The 16,780-nt window shown below is 67.4% G+C and carries 13 protein-coding genes; 10 read left to right on the top strand and 3 right to left on the bottom strand.

Annotated elements, in window-relative coordinates; all coding sequences use genetic code 11:
• Positions 1-15: 15 nt before the first annotated feature.
• Together OXG83_03900 and OXG83_03895 are read right to left on the bottom strand one after the other, a co-directional pair.
• Positions 16-942 carry an alpha/beta hydrolase gene (locus OXG83_03900; GenBank protein MCY3964161.1) on the bottom strand — a complete coding sequence of 309 codons (927 nt, stop codon included), beginning with the start codon at positions 940-942 and terminating at the stop codon, positions 16-18.
• A gap of 46 nt (positions 943-988) precedes the next feature.
• The gene (locus OXG83_03895; GenBank protein MCY3964160.1) at positions 989-1,492 is read right to left on the bottom strand and encodes a hypothetical protein; all 504 of its coding nucleotides are present in this window, start codon (positions 1,490-1,492) and stop codon (positions 989-991) included.
• 75 nt (positions 1,493-1,567) lie between these two features.
• Between OXG83_03895 and OXG83_03890 the strand changes: the two genes are divergently transcribed.
• Positions 1,568-2,818 (top strand): right-handed parallel beta-helix repeat-containing protein, encoded by a 1,251-nt coding sequence (locus tag OXG83_03890; protein MCY3964159.1) that lies wholly within the window; start codon positions 1,568-1,570, stop codon positions 2,816-2,818.
• Positions 2,805-3,926, top strand: a complete 1,122-nt coding sequence (locus OXG83_03885) for a hypothetical protein (GenBank protein ID MCY3964158.1) — start codon at positions 2,805-2,807, stop codon at positions 3,924-3,926. The genes OXG83_03890 and OXG83_03885 overlap by 14 nt, the downstream gene beginning before the upstream one ends.
• 23 nt (positions 3,927-3,949) lie before the next feature.
• On the opposite strand, the gene OXG83_03880 is transcribed toward OXG83_03885, so the two are convergent.
• Positions 3,950-4,606, bottom strand: coding sequence for an SCO family protein (locus OXG83_03880; protein MCY3964157.1), 657 nt, complete (start codon positions 4,604-4,606; stop codon positions 3,950-3,952).
• Positions 4,607-4,718: 112 nt separating this feature from the next.
• On the opposite strand from OXG83_03880, the gene OXG83_03875 reads away from it, so the two are divergent.
• From OXG83_03875 to OXG83_03840, 8 genes are all read left to right on the top strand, one after another.
• Entirely contained in the window at positions 4,719-5,366 is a 648-nt protein-coding gene (locus tag OXG83_03875) for a cytochrome c3 family protein (GenBank protein MCY3964156.1), read from the top strand.
• Complete coding sequence (locus OXG83_03870; GenBank protein MCY3964155.1) at positions 5,363-8,629, top strand: TAT-variant-translocated molybdopterin oxidoreductase; 3,267 nt, start codon at positions 5,363-5,365, stop codon at positions 8,627-8,629. Before OXG83_03875 ends, OXG83_03870 begins: the two co-directional genes overlap by 4 nt.
• The gene (locus OXG83_03865) at positions 8,629-9,216 is read left to right on the top strand and encodes a cytochrome c (protein MCY3964154.1); all 588 of its coding nucleotides are present in this window, start codon (positions 8,629-8,631) and stop codon (positions 9,214-9,216) included. Before OXG83_03870 ends, OXG83_03865 begins: the two co-directional genes overlap by 1 nt.
• Before the next feature lie 21 nt (positions 9,217-9,237).
• Positions 9,238-11,274: a cytochrome ubiquinol oxidase subunit I gene (locus OXG83_03860; protein MCY3964153.1), complete on the top strand. Its 2,037-nt coding sequence runs from the start codon at positions 9,238-9,240 to the stop codon at positions 11,272-11,274.
• On the top strand, positions 11,271-11,756 hold the full coding sequence (locus OXG83_03855; protein MCY3964152.1) for a cytochrome c: 486 nt from the start codon (positions 11,271-11,273) through the stop codon (positions 11,754-11,756). The genes OXG83_03860 and OXG83_03855 overlap by 4 nt, the downstream gene beginning before the upstream one ends.
• A 120-nt stretch (positions 11,757-11,876) precedes the next feature.
• Complete coding sequence (locus OXG83_03850; GenBank protein ID MCY3964151.1) at positions 11,877-12,695, top strand: c-type cytochrome; 819 nt, start codon at positions 11,877-11,879, stop codon at positions 12,693-12,695.
• A complete protein-coding gene (locus OXG83_03845; protein MCY3964150.1) occupies positions 12,695-14,497 on the top strand; it encodes a c-type cytochrome in 1,803 nt (600 codons plus the stop codon). The genes OXG83_03850 and OXG83_03845 overlap by 1 nt, the downstream gene beginning before the upstream one ends.
• A gap of 65 nt (positions 14,498-14,562) precedes the next feature.
• Complete coding sequence (locus tag OXG83_03840) at positions 14,563-16,734, top strand: universal stress protein (GenBank protein ID MCY3964149.1); 2,172 nt, start codon at positions 14,563-14,565, stop codon at positions 16,732-16,734.
• The last annotated feature ends 46 nt before the right edge of the window (positions 16,735-16,780 follow it).

Below are 16,780 nucleotides of genomic sequence, written 5' to 3'. Positions count from 1 at the left end.
TTCGACGTACCTCCATCACTCCCTGGCCAGCAGCCAGGCGCGCATCGTGCTCGAGACGAGATCCGCAGCCTCCAACTGGACCCAGTGGCCCACCGACGGCACCGTGACCAGGGTGTAGTCGCGGTCGATCCAGTCCCAGGTGTTCTTCAGCCCGTCCTTGTCCACCGCCGTGTCCTTCAGGCCGTGGAACTGGAGCACCGGCATCTGCAGGTTCGGCATCTCGCCGCCGCCGGCAACCTGGCCGTAGTTCGCCCGGTAGTAGTTCAGCATGCCGTCCCAGTAGGAGCGGGCGAAGGCCTCCCGATAGTGGCCGGCCACCTTCTCGCCCTCGCTGGCGTAGCGGTTCAGAAGGCCTTCCGGCACCGGGCTACCGTCCGGCTTCGACGTCGCGAAGTTCCGCGCGTACTGCGTGTTCTGCCGCTGCGCTTCGGTGGCGTTCGCGATCACGTTCGCGTAGCCCTTGGGATGGGTCAGGTTGAGGATCACGAGGCGCTCGATCTGCTCCGGGTGCGTCATCGCGTAGCGCCAGGCGATGGCACCGCCCCAGTCGTGGCCCACCAGGGTGATCGGCGCACCGAGATCCTCGATCACGGCCGCGACGTCACCCAGGATCAACGGCATCTGGTAGTCCTCGACCTGTTTCGGCTGTCCGCTCCGGTTGTATCCGCGCAGGTCCATCGCCGCCGTCCGGAACTCACCCTCGAGGGCCGCCATCTGGTGCCGCCAGGAGTACCAGAGGTCCGGGAAGCCGTGAAGGAAGAGGACTGGCTTGCCCTCGCCCAGAGTGACGTAGTGGATGTCGATCTCACCGCTCTTCACCGTATGGTGCTCGACACGGTCCCAGACATCGGCGTTCGTGTCGTCGGCGGCAAGCGGAAGTGGCACCAGAACGAACGCGAGCAGCAGCGCCGCGCACCGGTTTCGAACTTCGATCAGAGTCACGTTTCGCTCTCCCAAGGTTGAATCGGCGATCGTAGCAGCGGGTTTCCTAGGGAACCCGCCCCTCTTCTTCAGGGGGATTTGCCTCGGAGGGGGAATCCTCGAAGCGCTTGTAGTTCTTGCCGTAGTCGGGCCGGGTTCGCTTGTGGCACACGACGCAGGACATGTAGACCTGTTCGTTCAGGGCGATCAGCGCCTCCAGGTCCTGGTCGAGGGCCGCCTCGTAGGCGGCCGCTCCCGCGTCGAACATCAACCGGGCGTCCCGCATCCACTGATCGCGGTCGCCCACCACACGGCTTGGCATCATGATCAGGTTGGCCGACTCGGCCAGGAGCAGTGCCTGCGCCTGCAACTCGTTCCACTCGACCTCGTTGGTCGGCGCCCGACTCTCGACGTAGAGGATGGCGTCCGAGGCGGGATACATGAGCTTGATCATCAGTTCGCTCATCGTCCCGATCGGCATCGGCTCGGGCGCGGGCGCCTCGTCTTCGGCTCCGGCGATCCCGCCAGCGAGGCCCGCAAGGACCACGGCGATTGCGATCTTCCCCTGCATCAGATCTCCTTGGTTCGGGGCTATCATGGCATGATCCCGCCGGCCAGGTAACGACCCGGAGATGGAACCCCAGTCATGAAGCAAAGCACCCTCTGTACCGCCGCCTGCTTGCTCGCTCTGGTCGCCTGCGCCGAACAGGACGGACCTCTCCGTCCCGGCGCCAACGACCACAAGACCCTGCAGGAGGCCCTGCTCGTCGCCGAGCCTGGGGCCGTCATCGAACTCGGCACAGGCCGCTTCGAACTCGACGCGACGCTCTCCCTCGATGTCGAGGGCGTGACGCTTCGCGGCCAGGGCATGGACGACACGATCCTGGACTTCGCCAGCCAGGCGCCGGGAACCGGTGGCGAGGGGGTTCTGGTCACGGCCGACGACTTCACGGTCGAACGTCTCGCCGTCGAGAACACGCGCGGCGACGGCATCAAGGTCGAAGGCACGACCGGCGCGGCGTTTCGCAGCGTACGGGTCGAATGGACCAACGGTCCGGACACGAACAACGGAGCGTACGGTCTCTATCCGGTCCAGGTGACGAACGTTTTGATCGAGGACAGCCGGGTACGTGGCGCCTCGGACGCCGGCATCTACGTCGGCCAGTCCGCCAACGTGGTCGTGCGGCGGAATGAAGTGTGGGAGAACGTCGCCGGGATCGAGATCGAGAACACGACCGGCGCGGACGTCTACGAGAACCGGGCCCACGGCAACACCGGCGGCCTGCTCGTCTTCTCCCTGCCGGAGCTTCCGGTCAAGGACGGCCGGGACGCGCGCGTGTACGACAACGAGATCGAGGACAACAACCTGCCCAACTTCGGCAAGGAGGGAGCGATCGTCTCCACGATTCCCGCCGGGTCGGGGGTCATCGTCATGGCCAGCGACAACGTCGAACTGTTCGGAAACCGGATCCGGAACAACCAGAACTCGAACCTTGCGGTGATCTCGTACCTCTCGACCGGGCGCGCCTACAACGATCCCGGCTACGACCCGTACACCGAAGGCATCTACATTCACGACAACGAGTTCGTCGGCGGCGGCGACGGCCCGAACGGCGCCTTCGCGGACGCGTTCGTCGAACTGGCCGGCGGCACCTTCCCGGACATCGTGTGGGACGGCGTGGTCAACCCGGGCCGGCTCGTCGATGGCGCGGTGCCGGATGAACTACGCCTCTACATCGAAGACAACGGGGACGCGGACTTCGTCAACCTCGACCTCGGGGCCGTGTTCGCCGGTGGCCAGCCAGACGTCAGCACCGATCTCGCGGCCCACCAGGGCGCGCTGCCGGCGGTGCCGCAGCCGGTCGACCTGGGAGCGGCGACCGGTGGCAGTCCGTAGCGCCCGGAAACCCCTCGCAGGCTCGGCGGTTGCCGCCCTGTTGCTCTCGGCCTGTGCGACAGGCGACGGCGGTTCAGGCGACGGACCGTTCGCGCGCTACCCGGAGACGCTCTCGGCCTGGGAGCTGTTTGTCGGCGAACCGGCCGACCATGTCCCCGCCGCCGGCGTCGAGCCATACGACCTGAACACGCCGCTCTTCTCCGACTACGCGCTGAAGCTCCGCTTCATCCGGTTTCCCACCGCGCCGGACGGAGCCCTTCAGCCCGCGACGTACCGTGATCCGGAGCCGTTCGAGTTCCCGGTCGGCACGGTGATCGCGAAGACCTTCGCCTATCCGGACGACTTCCGGTCCCCGAACCCACATCTGCGGCTGCTCGAAACCAGACTTCTCATCCACGAAGAGGATGGCTGGGTCGGACTGCCCTACATCTGGAACGAGGAGCAGACGGACGCGGAACTCGTGATCGTCGGCGGTCCTCTCGAGGTCTCGTGGATCGACGGCGGCGGCCGGACGGTTGAGCACACCTACCGGGTGCCGAACACGAACCAGTGCAAGACCTGTCACCGCACCGACGGCGAACGGCTGCTGCCCATCGGTCCGCACGCCAGCCAACTGAACCGCGAGTTCGTCTACGCCGATAGCGGCGGCGGGACCGGCCGCGCCGAGAATCAGCTCGTCCGCTGGCGGCGTCTCGGCCTGCTCGAGGACGCCCCGCCGCCGGCCGAGGCACCCCGGGCGCCGGTCTGGAACGACTCCTCGACCGGCAGCCTCGGCGAGCGCGCCCGCACCTGGCTCGACATCAACTGCGCCCACTGCCACAACCTCACCGGTAGCGGCCGCACGTCAGGACTCGACCTGCGCGCGGTGCACGACGACCGGACCCGGCTCGGCGTCTACAAGCATCCGGTCGCGGCCGGCCAGGGCACCGGTGACCGGCTCTACGGCGTCGTGCCCGGCCGTCCGGACGAATCGATCCTGGTCTACCGACTCGAGTCGGTACATCCCGGCGTGATGATGCCGGAACTCGGCCGCGGCCTCGTCGATACCGAAGCGGTCGCGCTGATCCGCCGGTGGATCGAAGAGATGGAACCCGGAACCGAAGCCTGACCGCCGCGCGGCGGGTCGCCTGGCTACTCCGCCAGCACCTGCCGGGCGCGGTGGAAGACCTCGTCCAGGCCAACCCGGTCCGAACCATAGTCGCCACGGATGCGGCCGCCCTGGTCGACCAGGACCAGGCGCGTCGAATGTGCGACGTCGACCGCGCCGTCCCACAGGATCAGGTTTTCACCCATCGGTTGCCCAAATCCATCCTCGACCAACGACCGCACCTCCTGCTCACTCCCGGTCACGAGACTCCACCGCTCGTCGTCGAACCCGCGACTCCGGCCGTACTCCCGTAGTCGCTCGGGAGAGTCGTACGCGGGATCGACCGAGAAGCTCACGAGACGGACACCCCGGACGCCCTCCTCCCGATACCGCAGCTCCAACTGGCGCAGCGACGCGGTCATCCGGGGACAGACATTCGGACAGCGGGTGAACAGGAAGGAGGCGACGTAAACGTCGCCGGCGAGGTCGGCGCTGCCGAAGGCCTCGCCGTTCTGGTCCACCAGCCGCCACTCGGGCAACTGACCCGCAACCGGCGGCGGATCCGGCTCGAAGCGGAGCAGTGGCCGCAGCGCCGGAATCAGCACGACACCGGCGAAGGCCGCCAGAAACCAGGGATTCAGGAGCCGGCGACGGGGCGGTGCTGCCTCCCCTTCCGCCCCCCTGGAACCCTCTTCGGACACGTCCCGACACTATCGGGGCATCGTCCTTTGACCGCCTCGATGGCACGCTGTACACTCCGCGCGATCTCGGAAGCGTGCAGGGCTTCACACCCTGCTTCGGGGCGCAGGAGTTTTGGCACAGATCTTCCCCAAGTGGACGCTAAAGGTCCCCCTGTATCTGGCGGCCGCGATGCCGGTCGCCGGCGCAGCGGCGGTGGGCGCCGTCTGGTACTACGGTTCCCCCGAGTACACCGACGTCGGCTACCGGCCGGCGCAGCCGGTCCCCTACAGCCACGCCCTCCATGTCGGCGAACTCGGCCTCGACTGCCGCTACTGCCACGCCTCCGTCGAAGAGTCGGCGGTGTCGAACATTCCCCCCACCCAGGTGTGCATGAACTGCCACCACGTCGCAACGCGCGAGAGCGAACTCCTCGAACCGATCCGCAAGAGCGCGGAGCAGGGCCGACCGATGCGTTGGGTGCGGATCCACAACCTGCCGGACTACGCCTTCTTCGATCACAGCGTCCACGTCGGCGCCGGCGTCGGCTGCCGGACCTGTCACGGCCCGGTCCATGAGATGGAGGTCGTGTATCAGGCCGAACCGCTGAGCATGAGCTGGTGCCTCGACTGTCATCGCGACCCGGGCCCCAATCTCCGACCACTCGACGCCGTCACCGACATGGAGTGGATACCGACCGGCGATCACGCTGCCTTCGCCGAGCAGGCGATCGCGCAACGTGGTCTTGCACCGCCCGAGGACTGCACGGGGTGCCACCGATGAGCGCGGGCAACGGCCACCGGCCGCCCAGGACCTACTGGCGGAGCCTCGAACAGGTCCGGGGCGATTCCCGGGCGGCCGAGTTCCTCCACCGCGAGTTCCCACCGGACGCCTCCGAGGCGCCGGCGGAGTTGCTCGAGGACGGAATGAGTCGACGCACCGTGCTGGCAATGCTGGGCTCGACCGCCTCTCTGGCCGGCCTGACCGGCTGCGAAGTCATCCGCCGTCCGGTGGAGCACATCGTTCCCTACGTCGACGCGCCGGAAGGCATGGTTCCCGGCATACCGCTGGCCTACGCCACCACGATGCCGTTCGGCAACCGCGCCCTCGGGCTCATCGCAGAGAGCCACGATGGCCGTCCGACGAAGGTCGAGGGCAACGAACTCCACCCGTCTTCGGGCGGCGCCTCGAGCGTCTGGGCGCAGTCCTCGATCCTCGACCTCTATGACCCGGACCGCTCCAAGACGGTGCGATTCGGTGACCAGGCGTCCTCCTGGGAAGAGTTCGTTGCCGCCTGGACCGAGGGCGACCTCGCCCCCGCCGCGGACGGTTCCGGATTGGCTGTTCTGGCCGAACCGTCTTCGTCGCCCACCCTGCTGCGCCTCAAGTCGGCGCTTCTCGAACGCTACCCCCAGGCGCGCTGGGTGACCTGGCAACCGGTCAGCGACGAGAACGCCGACCGGGGTATCGAGTCGGAGGCCGGCGCGCACTACCACGCCCTCTTCCACCTGGAACGGGCACGGGTCCTGCTCTCCCTGGATTCCGACCTCCTGAGCACCGAGGGCGACAGCGTCCGCAACCTGCGGGGCTACGCCAAGTCCCGGCGGGCGGGCGGCAACGGCTCGCGGAAGATGCTCCGGCACTACGCCGTCGACGGCGTCCACTCGCTCACGGCGGCCAACGCGGACCACCGGCTGCGGGTGCAGAGCGGTCGCGTCGCGGCCTTCGTGGGCCGGTTGGGACACGCCCTCGCGGCGCAGGGCATCGACCTGCCGCTCGAGGGCGGCGCAGCGGCCGCGGACATCGACGACGATTGGGTGGAGGCGGTCGCCAGGGACCTGCTCGATCACCGCGGCTCGGGCCTGATCGTCGCGGGCGACCGCCAGCCGGCGGAGGTCCACGCGGCGGTCTACGCACTGAACTCGGTGCTCGGCAATGTGGGCGCGACCGTGACCTACCACCAGACGCCGGACAGCGGCACGTCGAGTGACGCCGACCTGGCCGCGTTGGTCGCGGCGATGAACGAAGGCGCCGTCGACCGGCTGCTGGTTCTGGGAGCGAACCCGGCCTACAGCGCGCCCGCCGACCTCGGTTTCGCCGCCGCCCTCGAACACACCGGGAACAGCGGCGCGGTCATCCACGTCGGCGCCTACCGCGACGAAACCAGCCGGTTCGCCCGCTGGCACATCCCTCTGGCCCACTACCTGGAGAGCTGGGGAGACGCGCGCACCACCGACGGCACGGCCAGCGTGGTGCAGCCCCTGATCGAGCCCCTCTGGGGAGCCAGGAGCGCCCTTGAGGTGCTCGGGCTCGCCGCACTGGGCGAGGCACGGGACGGCCGCGATCTGGTCCGCGAGACCTGGTCCGAGCTGCTCGGGCTGCCACTCGATGATGGTGCCGAAGCGGAAGCACCGGCGCCCGCCGAAGAAGCCGCGGAGGCCGAGCCGGAGGACGGCAGCGAGGAGGCCGAGGCCCCACCCGTCGATCCCATGTCGCTGCCGTTTCCCGTCGCGCTCTCCGGGTTCGAAGTCGCGTGGCGCCGGGTGCTTCACGATGGTGTGCAGGAGGGCAGCGCTCTACCTGCCGCGGAGCTGGCCACGGTCGCGCCGGAGGACTGCGCCGCAGCCGTTCAGGCCGCCGGCGACGCGGCCGGCCCGGTCGCTGCCGGCGAGGAGCTGGAGGTCGTCTTCCGTAGCTCGCCCGCTCTCTACGACGGGCGCTTCGCGAACAACGGGTGGCTCCAGGAGCTCCCGGATCCGATCACCAAGCTGACCTGGGACAACGCCGCGCTCGTCAGCCCGGCCACCGCCGACGCCCTCGGGCTGGAGAACGAGGACCTGGTCACGGTCACCTGCGGCGAGCGGGAGCTCGAACTGCCGGTGTGGCAGGTGCCCGGCCAGGCCGACCACACCGTGACGATCGATCTCGGCTACGGCCGGGACTTCGGCGGCCGGATCGCCAGCACAGCCAACGACGAAGACCACACTCCCGGCGCGAACGCGTATCTGCTGCGCACCTCGAGCGCGCTCCACTTCGGTCGCTGCGCGCTGCGGGCCAGCGGCGGCAGCTACGCCCTGGCACAGACCCAGGACCACCACTCGCTGGAGGGCCGGCCGATCGTCAAGGAAGCGGATCTCGACTACTTCGAAGAGCACCCTGACTTCGCCACCGCCCACAGCGAGAAGCCGCACGAGAACTCGATGTGGGACGAGTGGACATACGAGGATTCTCCCCAGTGGGGCATGACGATCGACCTGAACGCCTGCGTCGGCTGCAACGCCTGCGTCGTCGCCTGCCAGAGCGAGAACAACGTGCCGATCGTCGGCAAGGAGCAGGTGATGGAAGGCCGGGAGATGCACTGGCTGCGCATCGACCGCTACTTCTCCGACGAGGGAGAATCCGCCGGCATGCTCCGGGAGCTCGTCCGCGACCTCCCCGCCGAACCGCAGACGAGCTTCCAGCCGGTGCCCTGCATGCAGTGCGAGAACGCACCCTGCGAACAGGTCTGCCCGGTCGCCGCCACGGTGCACGACAGCGAAGGCCTCAACGCGATGGTCTACAACCGCTGCATCGGCACCCGCTACTGCTCGAACAACTGCCCCTACAAGGTCCGGCGCTTCAACTACTTCAACTTCACCAAGGACACACCCGAGGTGATGAAGCTGGGCAAGAACCCGGACGTGACGATCCGCTCGCGGGGCGTCATGGAGAAGTGCACCTACTGCGTGCAGCGGATCAGCCGCGCGAAGGTCGACGCCAAGCAGGACGGTCGGCCCCTCGCCGACGGCGACGTGGTCACCGCCTGCCAGCAGGCGTGTCCGGCCGACGCGATCCGCTTCGGCGACATCACGGACGCGGCAAGCCGGGTCAGCGAGGCGAAGGCCAGCCCCCGCAACTACAACCTGCTCGACGACCTGCACACGAAGCCGCGCACCACCTACCTGGCGAAGCTCCGCCATCCCAACCGGGACATCACTCCGGCGCCGCCGCCGGCTGAGGATCACGGCGGCGAGGACAGCCCCGGACACGGCGAGGACGCCCACTGATGCGCCGGCTGCCCGGAACCGCCGCTCTGGCCGCCGTCCTGATGCTGCTCGGCTGCCGTGGCATGTCCTCGCCCTTCCCGCCGATCCATCCGAACCCGAACATGGACTACCAGGAACGCTACGACCCGCAGGAAGCGAGCAGCTTCTTCTACGACGGGATGGCGATGCGCCAGCCGGTCGCGGGCACCGTGGCGCGGGGACAGCTCAACGTCGATCACCGCCTGCTCTTCGGCCGCGACGACGAGGGCTACTTCCTGGACTCCTCCCCCATCGCCGCAAGCGACGCTGTGCTGGCCAGAGGCAGGAACCGTTACACGATCTACTGCCAGCCCTGCCACGACGAGCGCGGCACCGGCCAGGGCATCCTGTTCGAACGGGCCGCCACTCCGACCGCCTCGCTTCACGACGAGCGGATCGCGGCCTACAACGACGGCCGCATGTACGACGTGATCACGAACGGTGTCGGCCTGATGGCGGGCTACCGCTATCCGCTGACCGTCGAGGACCGCTGGGCGGTTGTCGCCTACGTCCGGGAGTTGCAGGAAGAACGTCGGACGTTGCAGGCGGAGCGTGACGCCCGCCAGTAGCGGCGCCGGAGTGAAGAGCCAGTGAGCAGAAACAAGATCCTCTTCGGAATCGGCGTGCTCGCCTTCGTGTCGGTCATCGTCACGGTGCGCCTGGGTGGCTTCCTGGTGGAGCGCGAGTACGAGCAACCCGACCAACTGACGCAGGCGACGGAGGGAGCCGCGAACAGGGGGATCGTCGAGGCGCTGGAAGTCGAAGAATCGGACGATCCCGAAACGACCGCGAGACGGGAGGCCGACGCGCTGCAGTTTGCGCGCGAGCAGGGAATCACCGAACAGACACCTCGGCTGCAGGGCATCGCCGACGAGGAGGCCGCCGACGAGGCGGAGGCGAGGGCCAGGCCGTACGTGGAAGCGGAGTACCGCGCGGTCCCCTTCGTCGGCAGCCGAGTGACGGTCTGGGTGCTGGCGCAACTCCACCTGCTGTTCGCGGCCTTCGTGCTGGCGGTGCCGATCTTCGCCTTCATCATCGAGTTCATCGGCTACGTCACCGGCGAAAAGCGCTACGACCGGCTGGCCTACGAGTTCACCAAGCTGCTCTCCGTTTCGTTCTCGATGACCGCCACCTTCGGGGCGTTCCTGACCTTCGCGTTGATCATCCTCTACCCGAAGTTCACGAACTACCTGATGCACATCTTCTCGCCGACGTTCCTGCCGTACGTCCTGCTGTTCTTCCTGGAAGCGCTCTTCCTCTACAGCTACTACTACGGCTGGGGCAAGTTCGGGCCGAAGATGCACCTCTTCCTCGGCTTCATGCTGAACGTGGTCGGCACGGCGATCATGTTCATCGCCAACGCCTGGCTCACCTTCATGATGTCGCCCGGCAAGCGGGAGGACGTCGACGGCGACGGGATCCCGGACTTCGTCTCGGCCGTTTCGGAGAGCGGCGCCCTGCTGAGTCTCCGGGACGCGTTCTTCAACTTCACCTGGATGCCGATCAACATCCACCGGATCATCGCCAACGTCGCCTTCGGCGGTTCGATCGCCGCCGCCTACGCGGCCTTCCGCTATCTCCAGGCCAGGAACGACGAGGACAAGGCCCACTTCGACTGGATGGGCTACGTCGGCAACTTCGTCGCCATCATCGCCTTCCTGCCGCTGCCATTCGCCGGCTACTACCTCGCCGCCGAGATCTACGCCTTCAGCCAGACCCTGGGCGTCCAGATGATGGGCGGCACCTTCTCCTGGCTGTTCGTGCTCCAGGCCGCGCTGATCGGCAACCTGTTCCTTGGGGCGAACTACTACCTGTGGCTCGGCATGGGCCGGATCGAAGGCACCGCCCACTTCCATCGGTTCATCAAGTGGCTGCTCATCGCGATCGCGCTCTGCTTCGCGGTCTGGGCGACCCCCCGCTACGCGATCGCGTCCGTGTCCGAGATCGCCGCGATGGGCGGCAGCAGCCATCCGCAACTCTCCTACCTGGGGCAGATGTCGGCCAAGAACACGGCGGTCAACATCCTGATCCTCTCCACCTACATGAGCTTCCTGCTCTACCGGCGGACCGGCAAGACATCGATCCACCCGCAGAGGCAGCTTCTCGCCCGAACGCAGGTGATCATCTTCGCGGCCGCCGCGGCTCTGGTCATCTTCTTCGGTGTCTTCGGCTACCACCAGAGCGTCGACGCGGCGACGCGGATCCGGTTCGCCATACCGCAGGTCTACTCGGTGCTGGCGGCGATGGTCGCGATCACCGTGATCGACCTGCCTCTGTATCGGAACGCCCGACAAACAGGCGAAACGCAGTGGGGCAGGATGCCCGCGGTCTCGCAGTACGCGCTGATCTTCATCGCGCTCAGCTTCACCTGGCTGATGGGCTTGATGGGCTACGTCCGCTCCGGACTGCGGCAGGAGTGGCACGTCTACGGCGTGGTGCTCGACACCTCCCCCGACGCCTACACGCCGACGCTCGGCTTCGCCACCCAGATCGTCTCGGTCACCGTGCTCATCTTCTTCGGCTTGATCGGCGTCGTCTTCTGGCTCAGCAGCCTGGGCGGCAAGAAGGCCTGGGAACCGAAATCGGCTGGTCAGGCCGACCGGCTCGGGGAGGGACACGCGGCATGAAGCTGTCCGTCCCGATGCCGGTCAAGATGGTCTTGCTGGTGCTCGGCACCACGGCCTTCTACATGTATCTCGGTCAGATCGTGCCCCAGAAGGAGGAGCACCCGCCGCCTCCCGTACTGATCAGCGATGACATGACGACCGAGGACCTGGTGGAGATCGGCAGGGAGCTGGCCGAAGGCAAGGGGCAGTGCCTGGCCGCCTGCCACAACATCGGTTCCAGCGGGCCGAGCCGGTATCCGGATCTCGGAGGCATCGGGGAGCGTGCCGCGACAACAATCGAAGGACTGTCGGACATCGAGTATCTGGCCCAGTCCCTTTACGAGCCTTCGGCATATGTCGTTCCCGGTTACGAGGACGGCATGCAGCCGATGAACGAGCCGCCGATCAGTCTCTCGGACGACGAGATCAGGGCCGTGGTCGCTTGGCTGCAGAGTCTCGGCAGTACGCCGACCGTCACCCTCGAAACGGAGCTAGGTTACTAGCGCCCGTCTTCGGAACTTCCTGAAGCAATGAGGAACACCCGCCAGCCAACCGCTGTTCTAACGAGTAGCCGCACCCGCGGCAGCGGACAACCTGCCCCCGCACTCTCCCGGAACTGATCCATGTACGGACTCAACCTCGTCGTCGTCCTTCCCCTCGTCGCCGTCGCCGGCGTGCTGGTCTGGCGGCGGGCGAACACCTTGACCTGGCTCCTGTTCAGCCTGATCGGGCTGTGGGCGTTCTTCAACTACGGCTTCGTCGTGCCGATCCCTGAGTCTGTAGCCACGATCTACCTCGGGATCACCGGCCTCGCCCTCGTCTGCTACGCCTCCTCCAGCCGCGAGCGGTTGGCGGAGACGGTTCAACCGATCGTGCGCCTGATCGTGGAGCCGCGGTACCGCCTCGCCCTGGCCGGACTCCTCATCGCCTTGCCGGCGCTCGCCGCCTACAACGTCTACGCCGACCTGACCGCGCCGCTCGAGGCACCCGGCTTCGGCCGGGAGATCCACCCGCCGCCGCCGACGGAACTCACGGTCCATGACGAGACGCTCGACATGGCGACGGCCGACAACCCCTACCTTCACTACCACGAGGACGATCCCGAGGCGTACGAGCAGCACCTCGAGAACGGCCGCCGCATCTACTACGAGAACTGCTTCTGGTGCCACGGCGACGGCATGGGCGGCGACGGCATGTTCGCCCACGGCCTGAACCCGGTGCCCAGCAACTTCAACGACGTCGGCACCCTACCGATCCTGCAGTCCTCCTACGTCCACTGGCGGATCGCGAAGGGCGCACCCGGTCTCCCGGCCGGCGGCACTCCCTGGGACAGCGCGATGCCGGCATGGGAGAAGTTCCTGACCACAGAGGAGATGTGGGACGTCAACCTGTTCATCTACGACTTCAACGGCTACCAGCCGCGCGCCCTGGGGCAGCACTGATGACGGCGTACATCAGGAAGGCCATCGCCGCTACCTTCGCCGCGCTCCTGGTCGCGCCCGCCGCCGCCCAGGTCGACCTCGGCACGGAAGAGCAGCGCGCCGCCGGCAAGGTGGTCTACGACAAGTACTGCGGACAGTGCCACGGCGACACCGGCGACGGCAACGGTTACGCCACGCCGCGGGTCCAACCGAAGCCACGCGACTTCACGACCGGCAAGTACAAGTTCCGCACGACGCCGAACGGCATGCTGCCCTCGGACGACGACCTGCGCCGGATCATCGAGATCGGAGCCCCCTACACCTCGATGCCGGGCTGGCCGAACCTGACCAGCACCGAGATTCAGAACGTCATCTACTACATCAAGTCCTTCTCGCCCGACTTCGAGAATCCGGACCGCTACGGCGAGCCGATCGACATCCCCCGGCCGCTCGAGTCGACGGAGGAGTCGATCGCCCGTGGACGGGTCGTCTACGAAGAGCAGGGCTGCGCCGCCTGCCACGGCGAAGTCGGACGCGGCGACGGTCCGTCGGCTCCGACCCTGGTCGACGACGCGGGCGACCACATTCGGGCCGCCGACCTGACCCAGCGCTGGACCTACCGCGGCGGACCGACCAAGGAGGACATCTACCGCACCTTCTCCACCGGGCTCAACGGCACGCCGATGCCCTCCTACGCGGACTCGCTCGAAGTCGAGGATCGCCAGCACCTGGTGAACTACGTCTACTCCCTGGGCGACGGCGACGATCCGAACTACGGCACCCTGATCACCGCCGCCTGGAGCGAGGAAGCGATCGATCTCCAGGACGCCGAAGCGCTCGACACCCTGTTCGAGACCGCGCCGACGACCCGGTTTCCCCTGATCGGCCAGATCACGGAACCGGGACGGAACTTCTATCCCTCCGCGACGTCCATCGAGGCTCAGGCCGTCTACAACCGGGGCGAGATCGCCTTCCGCGTGCGCTGGAACGACCTGCGCGCCGACAACACGGGCAGGAACAACCCGAGCCTGGAAGTGCCGATGTGGGACGAGGACAACGACATCGTGGCTACGGGAGACGAAGGCGACGACGGCGGCTTCTTCGGCGTCGAGGAGGCGCCCGCGGACGATGCCGGCTTCTTCGGCGTCGAGGAAGTGGAACCCCAGGACGAGGCCAGCTTCTTCGGCGTCGAGACGGTGGACGACAGCGCCGACGACTTCTTCGGCACGGGTGACGACTTCTTCGGCGCCGGCGAGGCCGCAAGTGACGGCGCCGAGTTCTCGGACGCCGTGGCTCTGCAGTTCCCGGCAGCCCTCGCTCCGGAAGACACTCCCCAGCTCAAGCCCTACTTCCTCTTCGGCGACGCCCAGAACCCCGTCGACCTTTGGTTCGTCAACCTGACCTACGGCGTCGCGGACACCTTCCGGGGCCGCGGCAGCGAGGCGATCGAGCCGACCGAGGCCGACATCGTCGAGGCGGTCACTTCCTACGACCAGGGCGAGTGGACGGTGACCTACAAGCGCCGCCGCGCCTCCCGCGCCGGCGTCAGCTTCGCCGAGCAGCAGTACACCCCGATCGCCTTCAGCGTCTGGGACGGCTTCAACCGCGAACGCGGAAACAAGCGGGCCCTGTCGTCCTGGTTCTACGTCTACACCGAGCCGAGCGTGCAGCAGACCGCCACCATTCCGATGCTGCGCGCGGCGCTCATCGTGCTCGCGATCGAACTGCTCATCGTGTTCCTGGTCCGGCGGCGGGCGAACCAGGGCACGGCTAGCGAGGAAACCGCTGGCGGGCTGACCGGCACCGAGGCGCCCGCCGTCTGACCCGAGCCTTCTCGACACCGACAGAATCTCTGACCCGACACTCCGTCAACACAAGAGACACCACCATGTACAAGACGATCTACGTCCCCGTCGACAACTCGGACTACTCGAACCAGGCGATCGCGTCCGCGGTCGAGCTGGGCCGGAAGTTCGACTCCACGATGGTCGGCTGCCACGTCTACGCGGCCAGCATGCACGACTACCGGTTCAAGCAGATGGAGTACACCCTGCCGGACGAGTACCTCGAGGAGACCGAGCTCGACCGCCAGCGGAAGATCCACGACTCGCTGATCACAATGGGTCTGGAGCTCATCTCCGAGAGCTATCTCGAGCCGATGAAGGCGGTCTGCGACGACGCCGGCCTCAAGTTCGAGCCGAAGATGATGGACGGCAAGCACCACGTCGAGATCGTCCGCGACATCCGCGAGTCGGGCTACGACCTGACGGTGCTCGGCGTGATGGGCATCGGTCGCGTTCGGGACACCCAGATCGGCTCCGTCTGTGAGCGCGTCGCCCGCACCGCCGACCGGGACGTGCTGGTCATCAAGCGCCTGCCGGCGAAGGCCGGAGCCGCGAACGGCAACGGCAACGGGCACGGCCATCAGGCGGAGGCCGAGGCCGACGGCCGCGACACGATCCTGGTCGGCGTCGACGGCTCGCCCCAGTCCTTCGGAGCGCTGATGACCGCGATCGACCTGGCGAAGACCTTCGGCAAGAAGGTCGAGGCGATCTCGGTCTACGACCCCTACCTGCACTACTCGGTGTTCAAGGGCGTCGTCAACGTGCTGACCGAGCGCGCGGCGAAGATCTTCCGCTTCGAGGAGCAGAACCAGCTCCACGAGGAGATCATCGACACCGGCCTGGCGCAGATCTACCAGTCCCACCTGGATGTCGCCGAGACGATGGCGAGGGAAGTCGACGTCGAGCTGACGAAGACGCTTCTCGACGGCAAGGCGTTCCAGAAGGTCCTCGACCACGCCCGGAAGAGCGATCCCTGGATGCTCGTCATCGGTCGCATCGGCGTCCACAGCGACGAGGGCGAGTCCGGCCTCGGCAGCAACGCCGAGAACCTCCTCCGAACCTGCCCGTGCGACCTGCTGCTCACCACCCGCCTCGAGTATCCGGAACTCGACGTCAAGGCCGAGGAGAGCATCCGCTGGACCCCCGAGGCCGAGGAGCGGTTCAAGCGCGTTCCGGAGCAGGTGCGCGGCATCGCCCGCACGGCCCTCTACCGCCTGGCGGTCGAGCAGGGCCACAGCGTGATCTCGAGCGACGTGCTCGACGAGGCGATGGACCGCTACATGCCGAAGTACACCGCCCGCGAGACGGAAGCCCTGGCCGAGCAGGTCGCCCTGCAGCTCGCCCGCAGCCGGCCCACGTTCATCTGCAGGAAGTGCGGCGTCACCTCGGCCGAGCCGGATCCGGTGCGCTGCGGCGTCTGCGGCAGTGACTCCTTCGAGCAGATCACCGAGGAGATGCTCGACCGCATCGCCGAGATGGAGGGCGGTCTCGAGGTCGAGACCACCTACGACGGCCGGAAACTGAAGTGGACCGCCGACGCCCGCCTGGCGCTCAAGACGATCGAAGACGCCTACCGCCGCCGCCGCGCCAAGGCGCGGATCGAGAAGAAGGCGCGGATGAGCAAGCTGCCCACCGTCACCTTCGAGTTCGCGCGCGTGATGATCGAGGAGGAGACCGGCGAGCCGGTGACGATCGAGGCCCGCGAGAGGGCGACCGAGGCGGACGGCAACGGCGGCGCCGAAGCGCCGGCGGACGAGCGGAAGCTGATCGCCCGCGACGAGGACCGCGTCCCGCTGCTCTCGAACCACGAGTGGACGGCCGAAGCCGTCGAGCGCATCCTCCGGGTTCCGGCCGGCTTCATGCGGGACCGCACCCAGGAGCGCGTCGAACTGGTGGCCCGTGAGAAGCACGTTTCCCGGATCGGGATCAAGACGGTCGAAGAGGGCATCGAGCTCGGCCGCAAACTGATGGAGCAGATGATCGCTGCCTACGAGCTCGACAAGAAGGACGAGTCGCCTGGCCAGGACGTCGCCGAGGCCGAAGCGCAAGCCGCAACCGCGGCCGGCAGGTGCCCCTTCTCCGCTCTCGCCGAAGCCGGCGCAAGCGAAGCGCAGGTCGAGGCGGCGAAGGACGCGAAGGCCGGCACCTACCTGAACGAGGTCGGACTGATGTCGGCCCTCGACGAGAAGCGCAAGGCCGGCGAACCGGAAGCCTGAGTGCAGGCTCCGCGGCGGTCATGGCGTCGGTGGGCCGTGGCCCGCG

The sequence above is a fragment of the Acidobacteriota bacterium genome (assembly GCA_026707545.1).
GTDB lineage: Bacteria > Acidobacteriota > Thermoanaerobaculia > Multivoradales > Multivoraceae > Multivorans.
Note: the sequence above shows the minus strand (reverse complement) of the source record. Positions and strands in the feature narration are given on the sequence as shown.

Excerpts from the sequence above, each read along its gene's own strand:
- OXG83_03895 (MCY3964160.1), bottom strand. The coding sequence starts at position 1,492 with ATGCAGGGGAAGATCGCAATCGCCGTGGTCCTTGCGGGCCTCGCTGGC.
- OXG83_03890 (MCY3964159.1), top strand. The coding sequence starts at position 1,568 with ATGAAGCAAAGCACCCTCTGTACCGCCGCCTGCTTGCTCGCTCTGGTC.
- OXG83_03870 (MCY3964155.1), top strand. The coding sequence starts at position 5,363 with ATGAGCGCGGGCAACGGCCACCGGCCGCCCAGGACCTACTGGCGGAGC.
- OXG83_03865 (MCY3964154.1), top strand. The coding sequence starts at position 8,629 with ATGCGCCGGCTGCCCGGAACCGCCGCTCTGGCCGCCGTCCTGATGCTG.
- OXG83_03855 (MCY3964152.1), top strand. The coding sequence starts at position 11,271 with ATGAAGCTGTCCGTCCCGATGCCGGTCAAGATGGTCTTGCTGGTGCTC.
- OXG83_03850 (MCY3964151.1), top strand. The coding sequence starts at position 11,877 with ATGTACGGACTCAACCTCGTCGTCGTCCTTCCCCTCGTCGCCGTCGCC.
- OXG83_03845 (MCY3964150.1), top strand. The coding sequence starts at position 12,695 with ATGACGGCGTACATCAGGAAGGCCATCGCCGCTACCTTCGCCGCGCTC.
- OXG83_03840 (MCY3964149.1), top strand. The coding sequence starts at position 14,563 with ATGTACAAGACGATCTACGTCCCCGTCGACAACTCGGACTACTCGAAC.